Raw genomic sequence first — 20,926 nt, 5'->3', positions numbered from 1 at the left:
GTGATGGCAGCGTGGACCTGATTCCGGTGACTGCAGGTGCGGCCTCAAATAAAGTCGTGTTAGGGCGCTTGCCAAACGGTCCGCTTAAGTTGAATCCAGAGGATTACATCAACACGACGTATATCGTGGTGAGCGATGATACCAAAGGCTCGTTACCTTATCTGGTGGCCAAGAAGGAACCAGTGGGCAAGACGAGCAATAAAATCACCGCCATCAATTACGATGATCGGTATTACATGAATGACAAGGACTATACCGATACCCCGATTGATGATAGCCCGATCTATATCCGTTATGACCAGCTCGATATCAATCTGGCTCGGTTATATCAGATGCAGAGAGGCGAGTTGCCAGTCTCTGGAGTCATTAACTTCGTGGTTGAGCCTGGCGTACTGGTGTGCAGTTCAAGTGCTTATCGACCATTAACAGAGCTCATTTACAGGCACTGGATGGATCAACCCTCAGTTAAATATGTTGTGAATGGATTACCTGATATCCCGGCTATTGATACTGGAGAGTTTCCACCAGATCTGGTAGTGAATCTCACCATTAAAGGTGCGGCTGTGGGCCGTGGTGGTGAGGGCGGTATTGCACATGCCGCTTATTATGGTGAAAGTGATTTTGAAAATGCATTCACGAAAACACGGCGTGATGGCGGTATTGGTGCACCTGGCTTACTGGTTCGTCATAACAAAGTAAACCTGATCATCGATGGTGGTATTGTTGCGCGTGGTGGATCCGGTGGTGGTGCCACTCCAAGTGGACGTAGTACACGATATAGCTATGCAATGCAGGGTACATGTGGTGGCGGCGGTGCACCGTTTGGCATGGCGCTGAGTTTTGTTCCAACGTCCAGCGAAGTACCGCAATTCAGGGGCTATTTTAACAACAATTACCAGACCGATAAGGTGTCTGACGCCCAGAGAGATATTCCAGGAAGAGGTTATCAAAGAGTGACTGGCGATTATGGATCACCGTTTTCTGGTAATGGTGGTGGCTGGGGCCAACGCGGTACCAAGTCAGTTAATACCGGGACTTGGAACTGGAACTATCACGGAACACTTGAGGGTGAGCCTGGACCAGGTGCACCGGCCATTATTGGTGCACCGCTATTGACCTTACAGATAATCAATGGAGGACAAATTTTACAAACGCTTTAACAGTCTTAAATCTTTTATAAGCACCCAAACGGGTGCTTTTTTATTGTCTATTGGAGACAGGAAATGCAAGAACAGGCAGCAAGCGCGGTTGAAGCTGCTACAAACACAATCGCAGCAACAGCATCCAAGGTTTCATATACATCAGCGGGGTTATCAGTGGCAGCGTATGCAGCAAGCATTGATTGGGCGGTATGGGCCTCAGTCTTTATCGGTGTGATTACTTTTTTCACGACACTGTATTTTAAACGGCGAGATGACAAGCGGGCCCAGGAGATCCATGAATTGCGGAAGAAGCAATATGAGCAGACCAAAGAACGGTTAAAAGGGGATTTTGATGACAAGTGAACAGACCCGGGCTTATCTGGCCTTTGCATTGGTTGGGCTGATGTTCGTCCTGGTGATTGCTCTTTTTTTTGTGGATATGCCACGGGAAAATAGCAACCTGATTAATACCGCCTTAGGTTTTATTGCTGGAGCAATGACAACGGCCTGTGGTTTCTATTTTGGTAGTTCAGAGCAGGAGAAGAAAAAAGAAAAAGATATCGAGATTTGATATTCAATAAACAGCCGCCTTCGGGCGGTTTTTAATTTTAACATCTCATGGTTTTTAACTAAAAAGTAAAATAAACTATCTGAAAATAAGGGGGAATAAATGAAAAAAATACTTTTATTAGCAATATTGTTGGGCTTAACGGGGTGTGGTGATAATAACCAAAGCAACACAACTCAAACTGGTACCCAAGCAAGTACATTACAGAAAGTGGAAGCGTCTCCAGCAGTAGCAAATTACAGTTTGGCAGCATCACCACGCGCAATGAATACTGTGGCACCAATGCAGGGTTGGTCAATTACTCAATCTTTTGTTGAGGGCGCTTCAACTTTAATAAATGCTGTTAAAAACTCTAAAGTATCAGCTGCATTGGTTTCACCAAACGCAAAACAGGTTGCAGAGGTTTTGCGAGGTGGTGCAGCAGGAATTGCTTTAACTATCGCAGTTGATCAATTGCTTGGAGCAGTTGATTGGGTGATGGATCCGGCAAATAATCAAATTAGGTATAAACCTAAACCAAAAGTTGGAGAACCACCTGAAGGCAAATATTTATGGCATGTCTCAACGACTGAATATGCTCAAACATATGCATATTCAGCTTCTGAATCATGCACAAAATGGGCATCGATTATAGGGCAGTTTTATTATGATAAACCTGCACATTTTGTTCGCGTAGAAGATATTAAAGAAGCGCCAAATTATACTGATGCATATGGTTATTGCATAACTTATCCGGAAGGTTATGGCAAAGAGCATAAAGTGTTTATGGTAGGTGATCTAGTTGATATAAATGCCCCTAAAGAAAAAACAATCCCACTCGAAACTGTAGCTGAACAAGTAATCTCCAATGCAGATGCAGATAGTTTAGATGCTCAGGTAGCGACTAATATTGCAGCTCAGAACATTCTTAATGATGTGGAGTTAGCTAAACCTGTTGTTCAGGAGTTGGAGAATAATGCTAAAAATAATTGTCCTAGTGGAATTATCAAAAATGGTAGTTGTTGGGTGTGTGAAAAAGAACTGTATTATCCAATGAGCAGGGCAACTCGTGATGCCAAAACAGCCACGAGAGGAAAGAGCTGTAAAGATGTAATAGATACAACGATTAAATCAGCTAATGCAACTCTATTTAGAAATTTGATAAATGCAAGAATCCAAGAAAATGCATGCTGGTCCCCTCCTGATCCAAACCATGCTACAGCACTTGTTGATGCTCAAAATGCATTACGTTTATGTGAAAACTAGTTATGAATGTAAATATTAAAGATCTTCTCGAAAAAATATTCCCTCCATTTCAATTAGGGGAAATTCGTTCATTATTTGAATGTGATTTTTATGATACTCATTATAGATATTTTGACCAAATTGATGAAGACTATTTATCTGCAACAGGGTTCTCAGCCGAAGATTTACTCCTTGAATATAGCTTTGATTGGCCTGATAGTTACCTTCAAATGGGACTAGAAGCAGCTCGTTCACGTTGTAGACCACAAGAAGGTATACAGACTTGGATGGATGTAAGTTATGAGTACTTATATTATTTTGGAGTTGATTGTAGCTACCTAAGCTCGAATGGTTTTAAATTCTTTTTACCCGCTGCTGTTTATCACTTCCTAACAACAGATGGAAATAAAGCTTTTATAGATAGCTTTGTTTTTCGATTACAAACACGATGGGAAGAAGATAATCACGTTTTTAGTGATGATCAAAAAGAATTTATTGAAGAGTTCTTGAGAGTAAATTGTTAAACCATAAAAGCCCTTCGGGGCTTTTTTTTACACCAAAATTTTACATAGCGCCTTTTGGCGCTTTTTTATTGCCTAGAGGAAAGCAAAATGGATAGAAAACCTTTTTTTGATGAAGCACGTAAATTGGCTGGCGGTAAACTAACACAGGCTCAGGTGGATGACTTAAACAAAGTGGTTGATGGTCTTAGTTCTTCAAAAGGGAAGACCACAAGCCAAGTTGGTATCAACCTGATTGTTAGTTTTGAAGATTTGAAACTTGATGCCTATGATGATGGTGTGGGTGTTTGGACGATCGGCTATGGTACCACTGTGTATCCAAACGGCGTAAAGGTAAAGCAAGGAGATACCTGTACCTTAGGCCAAGCCAAGGAATATTTTGCGCATGACTTAAACCGTTTTGAAAAAGCAGTAAATCAAAGTGTGAAGGTATCCATTAATCAAAACCAGTTTGATGCATTGGTCAGCTTAACTTACAACATTGGTGAGCAGGCCTTTAAAGATTCAACTTTGTTGGCCAAACTGAACAAGGGCGATTATATTGGTGCAGCTGACCAGTTCCCACGTTGGAATAAAGGTGATGGGCAGGTAATGAAGGGCTTGGTCCGTCGCCGTGCTGCAGAGCGTGAGATATTCTTAAAAAAGTAACACATCACTGCAGGCGCTCAGTGCTTTCATTATTATTTAGCGCCTGTATTCTTGTTTTGATACCAGGTTGCACTGCTCACACGATCAATAACAATATTCATGTAGGGATATGTGTAAAAGCCCTCTGAGGAGGGCTTTAATTTACTTTATCAAACCTTTAATATTATCGGCCAATTTTTTTAACTCCTCAGTATATTTGCTAATTTCAGACATTTTGTTATCAGTAGTATCAATATTTTGAATTTCTTTCTTCCCATTAAAATATGTACGAGCTAGCTCTTTTATAAGTTCTCTTCTTTCTTCTGATGTTAATTCACTTATGAATTCTGGTAACGCATTTAGTTCAAGATATCTTTGTTTGTAAAAGTCGTACAACTTTACATTCCGAGCTCTTTCTTTTATAACATATGTTAATAGGCCAGTCATTGATATAATGATTGTGATGAAAATGAAAATATTATAAATATCTCTAAATGCGTATTCAAAGATTATGGCTAATACCCCTTTCATAAATAATGTAAGAATAATAATACAGAATAAGATGATAATTATGTAGTTTAAATTTTCAATTTCATTTTTTAATTCCGATGCTTCGTCTTCAAATGCTTTAAGGATTTCTTTATTATTTCTTTCGCTAATACTAATATTAATATTTTGAGCAGTGTTTTCAATATTTTGCACAATCTCATTAGCTTTTTTAATATTTTCTTGTTGAGTAAATTGCTCAGCAATAGAGTATATTATTTGGTCTTTTTGAGTGTCGTCATAGTCATCTTTTACAATAAGATTTCTTAGAACAATCAGCTTCCTATATACTATGGTTTTTAAGTTTTTTGGAAGTGAGCTGAATTTTCTAAGATCTAAAATATCTTTATCTTTTTTAGATAGTTTATTGTTAATTTCACCAATTAATGTATTTAAGTAATTCTCATCATTAAAATCAATTAAAATAGGTATGGGTTTCTTAAAAAAATTTTCAAAATCAAATAGTTTATTGTTGATTATATCTAGTGCATTTGTTATTTTTTCAAATGGTTGATCATTCTCTATTAGCATCATAGTGCTTTGAATGTTGTCAATAATTTCTTCTAACCTATTGCTCATTAAATCATTGTAAGAATTATTGCTTAAGTTGATAAAGTTAATAAGTTTTGGAGATAGATTTATAATTTTAAGTCTTAATTCATCTAATCTTTTTTTAATTTTAAGCTGGCTTGGATGAAGTTGTTTTATTGCTTTGGGAATGTATACTAATGCTAAATCCTCCAATTCACCAAAAAACTCAGTAGTTGTTTTTGAATGTAAATTTGACATATAGTTTTTAAGTTTTGGTAAGTAATATTGGGCTTAATTTATATTCAATAATCCCTCCCATGTAAAGGGATTTTTACTCAGTTTATCACGAGACATAGACCAATTTCGATTCGGTACAAAGCATGGGCCAATTCCTATCTTTTTCTTCCCAAATTTCTGGTGAACGCATCCCATTGCTTTCATCAGCCATTCCTATTTTTTTATCTTATTGGGAAGAGAGGTTCAGTCAATCCTGAATCAACCTGATAAATGAGGTGGGCAGGTAATCAAAGGCTCGGTTCGTTCTCGCGCAGCAGTGCGAGAACTCTTCTTAAAAAAGTAAACCATATGTACCAACGACCTACTTGGTAAGAATCATTTGTATATTTTTAGACCGTACATGATCTTGGTATTAGACTCAAAAATTTATTAATTATCATGGTTTATGAATTTAAGATTGTGATAATCTTTATCCATTAATGAAGGGGGGATTATGAGATTTATTTTATTTTTTATATTAACTACAACAGCTTTCTTGAGCTATGGCGCAGAAACAAAAGTTGATGAGGAGTTGCTAAGTTTGGGAATAATAGATAAAAATTATAAGTATAAAAATATTGCTGAAGCAGCAACTTTCTTCAGGAACTTAGCAAATAGAGAGTCATTAAGTTTGCCAGTAATGCTTAATAGTGATGAAGAAGTGGTATCAATGATAGCGACACCTTTTCAAGTAATCTACTCTTATAGAATTCACAGAAAGTTTGATAACAATAGCTTGAAAGTTGTTGCGCAACTGTATAATAACCCTAAGAGAATTTCTGAATTATGTCAGCAAAATTATATTCATGAATTTCAAAGGGCAAATGGCTACGTTATCAAATTTATCTATTCAGATCTCAATGGAAAAATTATCACAGAAGCCAGGTTAGATAATGAAGTTTGCAATAAGTAATTAAATAATTCATAAAAAAGCACCTATAGGTGCTTTTTAAATGCCAAGAGCTATCCCTATTTTCTTCTAGTAATGCTTAACTAATTTTCAGGTTGCACAGCATATTCAATTAAAACCAATGTCAGTATTTCGGTTTGCTTGCAGTGTGTTCAAGGTTAATTCACTATTAGCAAATCATCCCATCTAAATGGGTTTTTGCTTAATTTGTCCCGAGACATGGACCAGTTCCTGTTAGGCACAAAGCAGGGGCCTATTCCTATCTTTTTCTTTCCAAACTTCTGGTGAACACATTCCATAGCTTTCATCAGCCTTTCTTTTTTCTTTATCTCATCGAAATCTGTTAATAGATCGTATGTATGGCCACTTTTGGGCTCTAAACAGGTCAACAACACACCGCACTTCTTGTATTTGATTCCTTCCTTAAAAATATGATTCAGCATCAATGTGGCTGCTTTCGCTAAATCTGGCGCAAAGTCTGTAGGTTCTGGAAACGTATAGCTGACCGACTTATTGTAAAATGGCACATTCGGATCAAATGGATTGGATTGCACAAAGGCGATAATGCTCCCACAAAGTAATTCCTCACTTCTCAACCGGGTGCATGCATCTTGAGCATACATTGAAATGGCTTCTTTTAAATCTGTTAGCTCAGTTACTCGAGATCCAAATGATCGGCTGGCAACAATCTGTTTTTTACTCGGTGGAGTATGTTCAATCTCAATACATGAGATACCTTGAAGCTCTGCAACTGTTCGCGCCATCACAATAGAAAATCGCTTTTGCATCTCACGTGGATCTGAGCTTGCCAGGTCAAGGACAGTATTAACGCCCATCGTCTGAAGCTTCTTCGATATTTTGCGTCCGACACCCCAAACTTCAGAAACATCGATATTCGCAAGGTAATCCTCTTTATTGCACAGATCCATATTCACCAGATCACACACACCATCAAAGCTGGAGTTTTTCTTTGCTATGTGATTTGCAATCTTTGCTTCGGTTTTTGACCGTCCTATGCCAACACATACTGGAAGGCCAATCCATTTTAAGATCTTCTGTCGCATGTCTTGACCATACTCGGTCATATCATAATTTTTATAATAGGCCGTTAGATCAAGGAAGCACTCATCTATTGAATAAATCTCTTGCTCGGCTTCTGTGACATATTGGCCAAGAATCTTGTGAAAACGGCGAGACATTTCAGCATAGAGAGCATAGTTACTGGAAAGCACTTGGACATTGTGCTTTTGAACAATATCTCTGATCTGAAATAGGGGAACACCCATCTTAATACCTAAAGCCTTGGCCTCATTGGATCTAGCCACGGCGCAACCATCGTTGTTGCTCAAGACAATAACCGGCTTATCACGTAAGCTTGGATTAAACATACGTTCGCAGCTGACGTAGCAATTGTTCACATCTACGAGTGCAAATACTTTATTTTCGGATTTCATGACTTTCTTGTATTCTTCAATACAAAAGTAACGACACCCCAGATTTCTAATTGTTGTCCATCGTTTAAATATATATTGCTGTATTCTGGATTTTCAGCTTTTAACCAGATTCCAGTTTCATCGATCATCAATCGTTTGACTGTGAAATCGTTATCAACCAATGCGACAATGATATCTCTATGCTTGGCTTCAAGACTGCGGTCTACAATGAGCTCATCATCAATATCAATACCAGCGTTTATCATCGATAGTGATGCTACTTTGACAATGAAAGTGGCGCACTCGTTCTGTATCAAGTGCTCGTTCATATCTATTTTTTTATCGATGTAGTCTTGTGCGGGTGATGGAAAGCCTGCCGAAACTTTCTCGATTGCAACAGAAATCTGCATTCGCATAGAGGGCTCAATAAGTGAAATAGACCCTATATCAGAGAAGTACTCACGCCTAAAATGGTTCTTGATTTCGATGATTTGGGATGAAGAGCTCATAGATACCTCTTGAATTTGTTACGTAATCAAGATGATAGACTATGGCCTACAAAGTTAACAAATTTTAAATTTTGTGCTTAAACAAAGGGAAGTCATAACTTGTCGCTTAAAAATGTGCATTTGGTCGGAATTTATTCATTTCATTTTTAGGTGCAGCGGTGTATTCATCGGGTGGCAGATCTACTAAAAAGTTACGTGCTTGATCATGACTGCAGGTAAGCCAATCTTTGCGACAACCCTTTGGAATCACAACAATAGACCTCTTTTCGTCTTCAGGTGCATGGAATTGCTTCATGAATGGATGCATATCAGCATTGATTGTTAACATGCTCATCGATACGACTGGTTCGCCGTTAACAACTGCATATTCATAAATACCGGCCACAGTGAAGGGCATATGATCCTGACGATAGATTCCATACCAATGCGATTTTCCAGCGATGTACTTTGGCTCGAAAATAGTCTCAACTGGAATCAAGCAAAACTGATTTTTAGACCATGCATGGCGAAAGCTTGGCTTTGTAGCCACAGTCTCGGAACGGGCGTTATATGTATTTTTTACTTTCTTAATATCACTCGCCCAGTTTGGTACCAAACCAAAGCGGGCAGATCTCCATTCAATCCCGTGCGCGGTCGAAATAAGAATAGGCCCGCCGTAGCCGGGATATAGATCCGCTTTGTAATCGAAAGTAGGTTCAAGCAGATTAAGTAGCTGTGCTCGACTTCTAGCTATAGGTTCGTAGTTAGCGCACATCTTAGGCCCTTTGTTATTGATTGTTATCGATCCTATTTATATTACTCTTAAGAATACACTAACAAAGTTTAATAATTTTGGTTTGTGGTTACATCTGTGGATAATTTTAAATTTACGCCATTTATTACGCCAAGAAAAAAATAAATATATGTAAATTGTTGAATATAAATAACTAATTAGGTTAATCAAAACAACGCAGCATTTCTTTTTCCTCTATTCTAAAGTACTAATTCAGCTTGTTCTGTAGCATAGCAGAAAATCAGCAATAGAGATGAGAAAAGCTCAACTGCAAGGATGGGGGATATGATGTATCGGTTATATAAAAGCAGGTATCTTGATCTAAATGCTAGGCGTATACTAGTGAGGTGTACTCGAATCACATAGGATCAAAAATGCTGATAAAATTTGCAGTTCGATTCATGGGTGTATTGCTGAGTGTATTGGCTTTGGTGGCCATTGTTATCCATTTTTTCTTTTCAAGTCATATAACGACGGATTTATGGATTATCATGGTGCCGGTGATCTTGGGCATTCCGATGCTCACTTCGGTCGTGATTGCCAGAGATGAAGAGTTAAGCCTGCACTAGCCATAACAATTTAATACCTTAAAAGTCCATCAAAAGGTGGGCTTTTGCTGTTTTCTATGCGATAACAGGATTTCCAATAATAAAGGAGTCAGAAGTGGTTATTTCCCAAATCATGACACGTTTAGATCAAGAATATGATGTATTCATTCAATCTCAGAGCTATCAGTTGCACAAAAATAGTGAGCTACCGCTTAAAGCCTTATTCTTTAGTGAAGCGCTAAAATCACTCAAATATCCGCATAACCATGTGGTTCCTTTAGGTGGTGGTCGCTATAAATTTTTGAGTTTTAATCATTTTGAATTAAATATAAATTTATTCGATACGCCACAATTTAAGAATAAAACAGGCTTTATCCATTGGCTTTCAAGCACATTACATAAAAATATTTATGAGCACTAATTAATTCTCATAGATTGATCACGCTTAAAGATAAAGCGCTCATCTTCATGTTGATTTTGAGCGTTTTTTTATGCGCATAAATAAAATAAACCAAGAAAAAAATGCTCGGACTATTCTTCATTTTTTCCGCAGATTTCTATTGCATACAGCGACTGCTTCTTTCGCTGAAAAGTCAGATCGAGTTCATTCGATTACTTAAAAAAAACATGGCTTACTTTTCATAACCGAACCGTTCTGTTTTGCATCTGTTTATCTGGTTAGCTTATTCATTAATCACTTTTGATGATGTGGCAAAGGAGAAAAATATGGACTCTATCCAGTTCTCGGATTGTGCGAAAGCTTGTCTGGTTTGCTCGTTGACCTGTACCACTTGTGCATCGGCCTGTTTACAAGAGGAAAAGGTCGAGATGATGCGGGAATGCATTAGCCGATGTCTCGAATGTTCGGATATTTGTATGCTATGTGCCAAAGCACTTCAGCAAGAATCACTTTTTCTGGCTGAGCTGTGTCAGGTTTGTGCGAAAATATGTGATCGCTGTACCGAGGAGTGTATCAAACACGCCTCTGAACATTGTCAGCAGTGTGCCGAAACCTGCCATCAATGTGCCATAGAATGTAGAAGGATGGCAGTAGCCTGAATTTATTCGGGCTTGAAGCTTGGATCAGACAAAGACTGGATCAGATTTAAAAAAATTGAGCAGGAGGTGAAGGGTCTGTCATGATTCTCTATGACAAGAAATGTTCTATCTAAAAGCTAAAAGATTGTCACCTTGAATGTTAAAAAACACTGTAAATTTCATGAAGCAAATGCGGATTGGTTAAAAGGCTTATCAATAGATAGGCTTTTTTTATGCATTCAAAAATTCAAGTTACATAAACTCCATGAAAGTGCTTGGTTTTTGATCAAAGATTACCTATGCAAACAGCCAAAAATAACAAGAATACTTAAGATAAAAACTTAATTATTAAACGAGAGCATTATCAAATGACGAATAACTTTGAAAAAAACTTTAAAAAATCTCCTGGCTTAACTGTTACAACTTCGATCATTGATCGTTTTAGTCCAAAGTTTTGGCGTGTTGATGGCCCGCAAACCATGTCTTTTGCCATTACCAATTTTGGTAACGGTTTTGAAGCATGTTTCCGTTCCCGTACCACTACTGATCTGGTGGGGATTAGCTGGGACTCTTATGATGCAAAAGATCATCAGTTTCTTGCCTACGAGACCAAATATGACTACAGCGGTACAATCTGGGATTTTGATATTGAACTTTCGGCAAGCATGCCTGCTTTAAATAATCCGGCTTTAACTCCGACATTGACTGTGCAATATCACGACAACGGGGTAGATAAAGTCGCCTATATCGTGTTGTTTAATTATGCTGATCAACCAGCCTCAAGATCAGCACATATTCATATCAACTGGGATACGGTCAAGGCGGGATTCTCTGCAACGGACCAGTTTCCTGTGAGTAACATTCAGCGTATTTCTTTTTCCGGTTTTACAATGAGTTACAACGGACACTCAACGCTTCCCTTGGCGCAGGCAGAGGATGGTTATATTCGGGTAACCAACTCCGTTACCACAGGTCCGAATGCCAAGCAGACTTTAAATCGGGTCTCAGTCCCTGCACATGAGTATGGCATTTGTACCAGTTATGATGATCATTATGATCTCAATCCGCAGCGACTGGTGGATAATATGGCGGCTTTGGGATATCACGGTCTGATCAACCATTATTGCGGTATGTCGAAATATCCTGAAATGTCATGGAAAGCTGATCTGAACAAATGGCAGATCCCGGATCCATTACTAAGCAATGCAGATGTAGTCAATCCATGTACCCGTAAATGGCATGAGCATTTTTCCCAGGCACTCCATTGTGCAGCGATGCAGCCGATATTTGGCGTAAGCTTTGAAATGTATTCATTAGGTGCAAATGAGTTCTGGGCTCAGCGGGACTGGAATAATAATCTGGGACGTACAGGTTATGAGCCACCAAGCTATTTTTTTAGTCCATGTGACCAAAATGCACAGGCTTATTTACATAAAGCCTTTATTGAGTTTGCAGATACCATGGCTGCTGGTGGGTGCGACGTCAATATGCAGATTGGCGAACCGTGGTGGTGGTATAACCAAGGCACCGATCTTCCATGCGTCTATGATTATCCGACCAAACTGGCCTTTAATGCGGATACCGGTTTATATGCACCCAATTTAGGTACCATTTATGAAGCGATGAATAAGACCGGAACGCCGTATGATCAGTTTAAAAGCTGGCTAAGAAACAAGTTAGGGCAAACCTGTCAGGATATTCGTTCTGTACTTAAGGCAAAATATCCTCAGGCAAAAGTATGTCCATTAATTTTCTTTCCGACCATTCGCACTCCAATTGAAACTCTGGTAACGGATATCAATTATCCGCGTGAACATTATGCCTATCCGAATTTTGATTATCTGATGACGGAAGCCTATGACTGGATTTTAGAAGCACGTTTGGGATTGGCACATAAGGCGGTGGCAGAGATTCCGACTCAGGATCTAAACTATCCGGAAGATAAGGTCGCGTATTTGGCTGGATTCGTGCCTGACTCGTCCATTGCACATTTATATGGATTTGACGCAAGCAAACCTTATCGCACACCGATCTGGCAGCGAGTTTTTGGGGATATGCAAAATAATCAATCCTTGGGACTCATGAAACAATTTATCTGGGCCTATCCTCAAGTTATGGCAGATTCCGTTACGATTGATATTGCCCAGGCGCCAAGCGTTTTCTTTGTAGGGCAGAGCTTATATACCCCAATTAGTGACGATACGCCGTATCCACCTGAAATTTATTTATAAAGTTAAGCTTATAACGAAAAAGGCTTTGTGACCCAAAGCCTTTTTTGACTTATATGACTCACAAAGATGAATGGCATTGAACCATCTAATGTCGAAGACTGAACTTTACGAAATAGACAAGAAACTGAAAAAGAAATTGTCACTTATTCAAATGAAAACTGGTATACACTCACTTGTATTACTTTCCAGAATTTAAACGATCCTTATGAAAAACAAGATTCTATTCTTTGGTTTGATTGCAATCCTTTTTACAGGTTGTAATAAGCAGCCTGAAGTAAAGAGTGAAAAGGCTCAGGAAAGCTTCGAAACAGTTGATAATAAAATTTCTGAGTATATGGATATCTTGGATAATCCTGATACGCCAAAAGAACAGCAGACCCAAGTACTTTGTGAGGATTATCCAAAGTTGTATGAATCGAAATATATTCCAGCCTTGTTAAAGGTCGCGCCAAAAGATTATACCAAAGAGAAATTGATGAATGATTTAAAAATATCGACAGATTACTATGCTGAAAAGCTGGATATTATCTGTAAATAAACAATAACGAACTGCAATAAAAAAGCTCCAATTTGGGGCTTTTTCTCTGTACAAAATTTGATATATTCAGCTCATAACTAGAAATCAAGCCTATTGAGGGGACAGTATGAGTGAAACCCAACACCATCTGAAAGAAAGTACCACCAATACATTTGTGGCATGGGTTGTGATGATATTGGGATGTATTGCTGGCATTGCTTTTATTGTACTTTTCGGCCAAACAGAAGTTAGAGATGATAATCTTGATATCGTTCAAGTCTGGTCTGGAAAAATTATTGCAGTCGGTATCGGCATTATTATGAATGGACTATTGTTCGGTTATCTGCTTTTAAAGGTAAGTAGTATTTTGCAATATTATGAGCAAAGAAAAATAACAAATATTGCAGACTAAGTGCGATCCGCATACAAACAACAGAAATTTCTTGTTATTTAAGCGTGTTATATCTACCTCTAAATACTTGGGGCGATATTTCTATGTGGACGATCATTATTACGCTGGTCATTGGCTTATTGATCATATTATTTGCCAGAAAATTCCAAAATAATGAAAGTTTATCGACCTCAGCTTCAGAGGATGCTTCTTTCGCGGATAATGTTTTATATACTTTCGAGATTACTGGTGAACAATCTTATCAACATCATCTCACAGAAATTGCGCGCGTCGCAGATCCGGCTTCTAAATTGATTGAAGTAACCGCGAATGTTCGATCTGAGCAATCAAAGCAATTGGACTGTCATAGCATTCGGGTTGAGATTCAAGGTTTGCTGGTGGGCTATCTTAAACAACAGGATGCAAAGCAACTGGCTGGTCATACTATTGATAAGAAAGTTTCGGCCGTGATCAGTCGGGGAAAATTAGATGACGATAATGAAGAGCATTTTGGCGTAAAGCTCGCCCTAAAACGGTTAGACGATTTACGTTAAGTGGCTCTAATCAATCAATCTGGTCCATAATTTTCATGTTATGCGCCAAAATATGTCGTTTAGTTGAATTTGATGACTTGAAAAAGTGGAAATAGAACATATTATATTTTTTTCTTATTCTGATATCACAGGCGGAATACAGTGAACGAAGAAATTTTGTTACCTGCATCACGAGCTACTGCAATTTCTAATGCCAATGTTAAAAAATTAACTGTAGATAAAATTCTCTCCAAGATTTCAAGTACCATTAAATTAAGAGCCAATGATGGCGACCGCGATGCCTTACAACAATTCTCAAAACATGAAGTCAGTAGTGAGGACGCAGATATCGTTGTGACTGAATTAAAGGCTGCAGGTTATCGAGTTTTCCTGAATCCGAACTTTACCAATACCAATATCCAGTTCCAGCTTGAGTGGGACTGATAGAAAAGTTAAAAAAGCCCTAACTGTTTAGGGCTTTTTTTATGTGATTTAGGAAATATTTATTTCTATTTTATGTCCACTCAATTATGACGTGGTGGTGAAAAGATAAGCACATTATATCCCAAAGTGTTTAGTTAATATGTTTATAATGTTGAAAACTAGGCCATAGAGTAGAAAAATGAGCTTAAAAGGGGTGATGCTTGTAATTTTAGGGATCATGTTATTATGTATGGGCCATCTGTATCTGGACTATAGACAAACAGGAGGCTATCAGCGCAATAGTGATGGTTATTATGGTTATACTTTTCCAGCGGACAATGGCTTAAAGAAGGTAGAAGATTGTAAGCTGGCAAATACCGAATACCCCCGTGAAGCATCTGTGTCTAAAGAATGGATGGAAGGGTGTAAGAAGTACTTCGAAATCCATTAAAAAAGCACCCGAAGGTGCTTTTTTAATATTTTATTTAAACTTTGTTTTCGTGTTCTGACGTAAGTAATTGAAAATCATGACCTGATGGCGCTTGATAAATTCTTAGCCCAAACTCCGGAATAATCGCAATCAGATGATCGAAAATATCTGACTGGATGGCTTCATAAGAGGCCCAGGCAATGGTATTGGTAAATGCATAAATCTCTAATGGCAGGCCTTCGCTTGTTGGCTGCATTTGACGTACCAGAATGGTCTGGTTTTGTGCAATGCCTTGATGCTGACGTAAATAAAATTCAACATAAGCACGGAATGTTCCGAGGTTGGTTAAGCGGCGCTGGTTATAGCGTGACTGGTTACTTAAGTGATTATTGAACTCTTCAATTTCAGATTTCTTTGCATCCAGATATTGATCAAGTAATAGAAAATCTTTCAGCTTTTGCTGTTCTTCATCACTCATAAAATGAACGCTACTTTGATCGAGGAAAAGAGAGCGTTTAATACGACGACAGCCTGACTCACTCATACCACGCCAGTTTCTAAAGGTATCCGTCACCAGTTTATTGGTTGGGATAGTGGTAAAAGTCTTGTCAAAGTTCTGTACGGTCACCGTATGTAATGACATATCAATTACATCGCCATCCGCATTTAACGATGGCATTTCAATCCAGTCCCCGATACGTACCATGTCATAAGAAGCAATTTGTACGCTGGCCACTAACGAAAGGATTGTATTCTGGAATACCAGCATCAGGACTGCGGCCATCGCACCAAAACCGGCAAGCAATGTAAACACATCTTTCTTGAGGAAAGTCCCTAAGATCATCAAGCCACAAACGACAAACAGGATCAGTTTAACCAGCTGTAAATAGCCTTTAATGGGCTTGTTTCTGGATTTTGGATTGCGCTGATAAATCAGGTTGAAAATATTTAAAGCTTCACTCACGGTCAGTGCAAGTGTGAGGAAGATGAATGCCTGTGCACCCATTTGAACCAAGCTGACGACTTTCTCGGGTAAGTGAGGAACGGTGCTAATCCCATTCATGATGACGATAGCTGGAACAATATTTGCAAAACGGCGGCTAACACTATGTTGGGCAAATATAGACTGGTTCGGAGACTTAAATTTTGTAATTAAATGGCGAATCCCACGAACAATAATTCTTTTGGCAATAAAGTTTGCAAGCGCTGCAAATAAAATTAAAACAATTAAGGCCAATACCATCTCAAGCCAGGGATAATGACTTAACTCAACCCGAATATCACGGATAAAACCTAAATAATCCAAACGAATACACCTTACAATTCTTTTAAGACAGGATTGTAAGGTGTATTTGATATTTATAAAAATCTGATCACAGTTTATATACGTTTTGTAAGGCGTTTTTACATAACGCCGTGGTGTTTTACCACATTAAGTCATCAGGAATGACATAAGCTGCGTATGGATCTTCCTCATCCGTAGCCTGGTCATTGTTCTCGGTATTGTTGTTCACCAAGATAAAACCTGACATCTTTTGATCAATCTTGTCCGCCAGCGCTTTAGGCAGGTAAGCATAACTGTCCTGATCTTTGGCAATCACCAACGACCCTGTAACAAGTGCGTTATAAACCTGCTGTGAAAGATAGACTTTCTTGATTTTCCCTTCATCAATGAATTGATAGGTGACGTCGCCGCTAATGTCTTTCACTTTATGCTGTTTAATCATCTGGATGATGGATGCTTTTAATGCTTTCTCTTCCAGGATCTTCTGCTTTTCCAGATTCAACGCCTGATCTTTGGCTAATTTTTCTTGTTTGGCGCGATCAATTTCAGCCTTCAAAGTCGCATCATCATTTTGTCCGGTCCTTTGCCCGTGTTGAGCCTGTTTAGTCAGTTTTTTCGCTTTTTTATTATCCACCAAACCTGCTTTTAATAATTGGGCCTGCAATGCATTTTTAACCATAATTCAATCCAAATGTGAGCTTGATGAAGAACGAAAATAGAAAATCCAGTATGTCATACTCATCCCCAGACTTAAGCCGGCCGGAATGAGAAAACTATTTAATTTTAAATAAGGATAAAGCGCACTCGCAATGAGTCCACCTAATAAAAAACCGATAAAAATGAGTAGATGTAGAAAAATCCGACGTTTTTCCACATTTAAGCCGCGGGCTTTATATCCCAAAGACAAGCCGATATCGGTCAGAACACCTGAAAGATGCGTTGTTCGGATAATCGCACCTTTGTAATGGCTTACCATGGCATTCTGAACACCCATTGCTACACAAGCCCACAGCAAGCCATAACGGGGGAAATAAGGCAATAACAACCAGGTCAGCAACAGGAAAATGGCGACCAGACTGAGAGGGAGTCCATAACGACGACCGAAAGCGACATTGCCATTACCCAAGATCAGACCGCTATAGAATGAACCTGTGATAAAGCAAAGAATGACGAAGCTGAGATAGATAAAGTGTTCAGGCTGCCATTCCAGCAAACTCATGGCCAGAATGCTGACATTGCCTGTCATGTGTGAAACAGATTGGTGTAAGACGGTAAATAAGCCTAAAACGTTTACCATCCCTGCATTCAGTGCAAGTAAGAAGGCACCAAGTTGAATCCAGTTGGGTAAACGTTGAAGTGGCATATCAACCTATGAATTTGGACGGTCTCTGAAATCAACGGCAGCAGTAAAAAGGACATCAGTTGATGAGTTTAGTGCTGTTTCTGTTGAGTCTTGCAATACGCTGATAATCATACCAATCGCAACGATTTGCATTGCAACTTCAGATGATATACCAAACAGGCTACAAGCAACAGGGATCAAGAGCAAAGAGCCACCCGCAACGCCTGATGCACCACAGGCTGAAATAGCGGCAACTACCGATAAAATGATCATGGTACTTAAATCAACTGGAATACCTAGCGTATGTACAGCTGCAAGCGTCAATACGGTAATCGTGACTGCTGCGCCAGCCATGTTAATAGTCGCACCGAGTGGAATAGATACACTTGCAGTGGCTTCATGTACACCCAAACGGTGAGCCAGATCCAGATTCACCGGAATATTGGCTGCCGAGCTACGCGTAAAGAATGCGGTAATGCCACTTTCTTTCAAGCAGGTAAATACTAATGGATATGGGTTTGCTTTCATGGTAATCGCGACCAGAATCGGGTTGATTACAAGTGCAACAAAAGCCATGGTGCCAATTAAGACGAACAAGAGATGGGCATAGCTTTTTAATGTCGCTAAGCCTGCATCGGCAAAGGTGACGGCAACTAGGCCGAAAATACCGATTGGTGCAAAGCCAATGACGGTATGAATGATTTTGTTCACCGCATCGGCAACATCTGTTAAAACCTGTTTGGTTGTATCTGAGCTATGACGTAATGCCAGACCTAAACCGATTGCCCATGCCAAAATACCGATAAAGTTAGCTTCGCCAATCGCTTGTACAGGGTTTGCAATAAAACTTAACAGTAAGTTTTTCAGGATTTCTGCAAGACTACCCGGTGCCTGAAGTCCGCTTTCAGCAGGTAAGTGTAAAAACAGCTGGCTTGGAAACATGATACTGGCAGCTACTGCACTAAATGCAGCCAGAAGCATGCCCACGATATACAACACCAGAACGGGTCTGATATTTGAGCTTTGACCAATCTGGAAATTTGCAATCGATGAAAGAACTAAAACAAAAACCAGAATTGGCGCAACAGACTTTAATGCTTTAATGAATAATTCACCCAATAAACTTAAGTAGGGTGTAAAGTTAGGAAAGAGCAGAGCTACTCCAATCCCTAGAAAAATAGCGATAATAATTTTGCTAACTAAACTCAAGCGAGATAATACATTAAACATATAAAGGCCTTATAAACCTATGCACGGTTTAAGGTTAAACAAGCGCGGTATTCTATACCTAAGAACCGTGAATAATAAAATTTTTTTTGCAATTCAATAACTTTAAAAATATCGTAAAAATTAAGACAATGTTTTTAAAAAAAAATTAAGAAAACATGACACATCCTTTTGTCTAAAAAACAATCTGGTAAAACTGCTCATTCTGCAAGCATATCAGGCGAAAGTGTTTGTATTGCTTGATAATGTGATAAAAAGATCTGACCCGTCAGTTGCTTCGTCAGTTCTGATTTAATCAATCTGTCCATCACAAAACTCTTTACTTCTGACAAATGCAATTGAATGTTTAACTGTGCCAATTCACGGTTAAGCTCCTCCAGCATTTCTAAAGCACTCAGGTCAATATTACTAATACTTGAGCAGTTAATCACGACATGCTGTAGCTGATTATTTTGGCTGACTTCAGTAATCACATGACCTTTTAACACATGCGCGTTTAAAAAAGTCAGATTTTCATCCACACGAAATGCAACTACAGTTGGGGTCGTAATGACATCATAGCGTGATACATTTCTAAAATGCTGTGTCCCTTCAATCAGACCAATCACGGCAATATGCGGACGGCTAATTTTCCACAGCAGTAAAACAAAGGTTAAAATAATACCAATAAGCAATCCTGTCGAGATATCTATACAGGTTACACCAAAAAAAGTTGCCCACATGGCAAGGCCATCTGCTTTTGAATACTTCCAGGTTTCAATAAAAGGAGTAATGGTCACCAGTTTCCAGATGGAGACAAAAATTGTTGCTGCCAGTACCGCCAAGGGGAGATTTTGGAAAAACCCCGTAAAATATAAGCTGACCGCAATCATAAACAATGAAGAAAGTACACCTGAAATTGGAGTCTTCGCGCCAGCATCCGCATTGACCACGGTACGAGATAAACTGCCCGATACCGCAAAACCTGAATTGATCCCTGCTGCAATATTTGCCAGACCTAAAGCTATCAGCTCCTGATTGCTATTTAAATCGTCACGTTTCTGCAAAGCGGTTGCCTGAGCAATCGCGAGTGATTCAACAAAGCTGATCATGGCGATCATAAATGCACTGGGTAAAAGCTGCTGGACTAAACTCAGGTTCCATGTGGGGAAATGTAAACTTGGGAGGCCTGTCGGAATGACACCGACCGTTTGAATACCCAGATTATTTTCATTCCAGAAGCTGAGCAGGACTATAGAAAAGATGACCAGCAGCAGAGGAAGAACTTTATTTAAAAATTCAGAACCTATAAATTTTGGAAGTAGAACAAGTAATAAAACCGAGATCAGGCCAAAGCCTACCCCTGATAGGGTAATCAGATGAAAATTTTGAGATAAGCTGACGATAAATTCTGGAATGTTGGTGGCTTTTAAGGGAATGTCGAGTAGAAACTTGAATTGTCCCAAAGCGATTAACAGTGCCGAAGCAATAATAAAACTCTGAATCACAGGATGGCTAATCAGCTGGATTAAAAACCCGAAACGCAGTATGCCCAGAACCATCGAAATGATACCTACCAAAAGTGCCAGTAGGCATGCAGCTTCAATATAAGGCGCGGAGCCGACCGGAAATAATGGATTTAATGCAGCAAAGACCATCATAGAGATAATAGCGACCGGCCCTATGGACAGGGTTGTGCTACTGCCCGTAAAGGCATAGATAATCATGGGCAATATACTGGCGTATACCCCCATTACTGGTGGCAGCCCGGCCAGCATGGCATAAGCCATACCTTGGGGCACGAGCATTGCCAGTACGATAAGTGCAGCGATTAAGTCTGACTTAAAGCTTGAAAAATGATATTCACTTAGCCACTTACGTGCAGGAAATAGTCTGGAAACATTTGGAGAGAACAATTTCATG

24 protein-coding genes and 2 pseudogenes are annotated in these 20,926 nt (G+C 39.1%); 16 read left to right on the top strand and 10 right to left on the bottom strand.

Going from position 1 to position 20,926, the window contains the following annotated elements; all coding sequences use genetic code 11:
* The 6 genes and pseudogenes from ACNQO6_RS08690 to ACNQO6_RS08665 form a co-directional block, all read left to right on the top strand.
* Positions 1-1,160: pseudogene (locus tag ACNQO6_RS08690) on the top strand (host specificity factor TipJ family phage tail protein); the annotation flags it as partial.
* A 63-nt stretch (positions 1,161-1,223) separates the two neighbouring features.
* Positions 1,224-1,505: a phage holin gene (locus ACNQO6_RS08685; protein WP_005231293.1), complete on the top strand. Its 282-nt coding sequence runs from the start codon at positions 1,224-1,226 to the stop codon at positions 1,503-1,505.
* Complete coding sequence (locus ACNQO6_RS08680) at positions 1,495-1,713, top strand: hypothetical protein (protein WP_440208708.1); 219 nt, start codon at positions 1,495-1,497, stop codon at positions 1,711-1,713. Before ACNQO6_RS08685 ends, ACNQO6_RS08680 begins: the two co-directional genes overlap by 11 nt.
* Before the next feature lie 99 nt (positions 1,714-1,812).
* Complete coding sequence (locus ACNQO6_RS08675; RefSeq protein WP_440208707.1) at positions 1,813-2,955, top strand: hypothetical protein; 1,143 nt, start codon at positions 1,813-1,815, stop codon at positions 2,953-2,955.
* A gap of 2 nt (positions 2,956-2,957) precedes the next feature.
* Positions 2,958-3,458 (top strand): hypothetical protein, encoded by a 501-nt coding sequence (locus ACNQO6_RS08670; RefSeq protein WP_440208706.1) that lies wholly within the window; start codon positions 2,958-2,960, stop codon positions 3,456-3,458.
* Between the two features lie 87 nt (positions 3,459-3,545).
* Entirely contained in the window at positions 3,546-4,103 is a 558-nt protein-coding gene (locus tag ACNQO6_RS08665; protein WP_440208705.1) for a lysozyme, read from the top strand.
* Positions 4,104-4,244: 141 nt separating this feature from the next.
* Here ACNQO6_RS08665 and ACNQO6_RS08660 read toward each other — a convergent pair whose 3' ends face one another.
* Complete coding sequence (locus ACNQO6_RS08660; protein WP_440208704.1) at positions 4,245-5,417, bottom strand: hypothetical protein; 1,173 nt, start codon at positions 5,415-5,417, stop codon at positions 4,245-4,247.
* Positions 5,418-5,450: 33 nt separating this feature from the next.
* A pseudogene (locus tag ACNQO6_RS08655) lies at positions 5,451-5,609 on the bottom strand (DUF4113 domain-containing protein); the annotation flags it as partial.
* Between the two features lie 280 nt (positions 5,610-5,889).
* On the opposite strand from ACNQO6_RS08655, the gene ACNQO6_RS08650 reads away from it, so the two are divergent.
* A complete protein-coding gene (locus ACNQO6_RS08650; protein ID WP_440208703.1) occupies positions 5,890-6,348 on the top strand; it encodes a hypothetical protein in 459 nt (152 codons plus the stop codon).
* A 155-nt stretch (positions 6,349-6,503) separates the two neighbouring features.
* On the opposite strand, the gene ACNQO6_RS08645 is transcribed toward ACNQO6_RS08650, so the two are convergent.
* The 3 genes from ACNQO6_RS08645 to ACNQO6_RS08635 all read right to left on the bottom strand — a co-directional run bounded on the left by ACNQO6_RS08645 (position 6,504) and on the right by ACNQO6_RS08635 (position 9,041).
* Positions 6,504-7,799, bottom strand: coding sequence for a Y-family DNA polymerase (locus ACNQO6_RS08645; RefSeq protein WP_440208702.1), 1,296 nt, complete (start codon positions 7,797-7,799; stop codon positions 6,504-6,506).
* Entirely contained in the window at positions 7,796-8,287 is a 492-nt protein-coding gene (locus ACNQO6_RS08640; RefSeq protein ID WP_440208701.1) for a LexA family protein, read from the bottom strand. Before ACNQO6_RS08640 ends, ACNQO6_RS08645 begins: the two co-directional genes overlap by 4 nt.
* 106 nt (positions 8,288-8,393) lie before the next feature.
* Entirely contained in the window at positions 8,394-9,041 is a 648-nt protein-coding gene (locus ACNQO6_RS08635; protein ID WP_440208700.1) for an SOS response-associated peptidase, read from the bottom strand.
* A gap of 392 nt (positions 9,042-9,433) precedes the next feature.
* Here ACNQO6_RS08635 and ACNQO6_RS08630 point away from each other — a divergent pair, with 392 nt between their 5' ends.
* The 9 genes from ACNQO6_RS08630 (at position 9,434) to ACNQO6_RS08590 (ending at position 15,191) form a co-directional block, all read left to right on the top strand.
* Entirely contained in the window at positions 9,434-9,628 is a 195-nt protein-coding gene (locus ACNQO6_RS08630; protein ID WP_343579110.1) for a hypothetical protein, read from the top strand.
* 94 nt (positions 9,629-9,722) lie between these two features.
* Complete coding sequence (locus ACNQO6_RS08625; RefSeq protein WP_440208699.1) at positions 9,723-10,028, top strand: hypothetical protein; 306 nt, start codon at positions 9,723-9,725, stop codon at positions 10,026-10,028.
* A gap of 305 nt (positions 10,029-10,333) precedes the next feature.
* Positions 10,334-10,666 (top strand): four-helix bundle copper-binding protein, encoded by a 333-nt coding sequence (locus tag ACNQO6_RS08620; protein WP_343579112.1) that lies wholly within the window; start codon positions 10,334-10,336, stop codon positions 10,664-10,666.
* Between the two features lie 347 nt (positions 10,667-11,013).
* Positions 11,014-12,876, top strand: coding sequence for a non-contractile tail sheath protein (locus ACNQO6_RS08615; protein ID WP_440208698.1), 1,863 nt, complete (start codon positions 11,014-11,016; stop codon positions 12,874-12,876).
* A gap of 205 nt (positions 12,877-13,081) precedes the next feature.
* Entirely contained in the window at positions 13,082-13,414 is a 333-nt protein-coding gene (locus ACNQO6_RS08610) for a hypothetical protein (protein ID WP_343579114.1), read from the top strand.
* A 106-nt stretch (positions 13,415-13,520) separates the two neighbouring features.
* Entirely contained in the window at positions 13,521-13,805 is a 285-nt protein-coding gene (locus tag ACNQO6_RS08605) for a hypothetical protein (RefSeq protein ID WP_440208697.1), read from the top strand.
* A gap of 83 nt (positions 13,806-13,888) precedes the next feature.
* Complete coding sequence (locus tag ACNQO6_RS08600) at positions 13,889-14,338, top strand: hypothetical protein (protein WP_440208696.1); 450 nt, start codon at positions 13,889-13,891, stop codon at positions 14,336-14,338.
* Between the two features lie 141 nt (positions 14,339-14,479).
* Complete coding sequence (locus ACNQO6_RS08595) at positions 14,480-14,761, top strand: hypothetical protein (RefSeq protein ID WP_004771852.1); 282 nt, start codon at positions 14,480-14,482, stop codon at positions 14,759-14,761.
* A 178-nt stretch (positions 14,762-14,939) separates the two neighbouring features.
* The gene (locus ACNQO6_RS08590) at positions 14,940-15,191 is read left to right on the top strand and encodes a hypothetical protein (protein ID WP_440208695.1); all 252 of its coding nucleotides are present in this window, start codon (positions 14,940-14,942) and stop codon (positions 15,189-15,191) included.
* A gap of 34 nt (positions 15,192-15,225) precedes the next feature.
* Here the strand turns inward: ACNQO6_RS08590 and ACNQO6_RS08585 are convergent, their stop codons facing one another.
* The 5 genes from ACNQO6_RS08585 to ACNQO6_RS08565 form a co-directional block, all read right to left on the bottom strand.
* Positions 15,226-16,476 (bottom strand): mechanosensitive ion channel family protein, encoded by a 1,251-nt coding sequence (locus ACNQO6_RS08585; RefSeq protein WP_440208694.1) that lies wholly within the window; start codon positions 16,474-16,476, stop codon positions 15,226-15,228.
* Positions 16,477-16,594: 118 nt separating this feature from the next.
* Positions 16,595-17,134, bottom strand: a complete 540-nt coding sequence (locus ACNQO6_RS08580) for a DUF2058 domain-containing protein (RefSeq protein ID WP_440208693.1) — start codon at positions 17,132-17,134, stop codon at positions 16,595-16,597.
* A gap of 3 nt (positions 17,135-17,137) precedes the next feature.
* Positions 17,138-17,818 carry a YoaK family protein gene (locus tag ACNQO6_RS08575; protein ID WP_440208692.1) on the bottom strand — a complete coding sequence of 227 codons (681 nt, stop codon included), beginning with the start codon at positions 17,816-17,818 and terminating at the stop codon, positions 17,138-17,140.
* A gap of 6 nt (positions 17,819-17,824) precedes the next feature.
* Complete coding sequence (sstT, locus tag ACNQO6_RS08570) at positions 17,825-19,027, bottom strand: serine/threonine transporter SstT (RefSeq protein ID WP_440208691.1); 1,203 nt, start codon at positions 19,025-19,027, stop codon at positions 17,825-17,827.
* A gap of 197 nt (positions 19,028-19,224) precedes the next feature.
* Positions 19,225-20,925 carry a SulP family inorganic anion transporter gene (locus tag ACNQO6_RS08565; protein ID WP_440208690.1) on the bottom strand — a complete coding sequence of 567 codons (1,701 nt, stop codon included), beginning with the start codon at positions 20,923-20,925 and terminating at the stop codon, positions 19,225-19,227.
* Between the last annotated feature and the right edge of the window lies 1 nt (position 20,926).

The organism is Acinetobacter calcoaceticus (assembly GCF_051947995.1).
GTDB lineage: Bacteria > Pseudomonadota > Gammaproteobacteria > Pseudomonadales > Moraxellaceae > Acinetobacter.
This window is presented reverse-complemented; position numbering and strand designations above follow the sequence as displayed.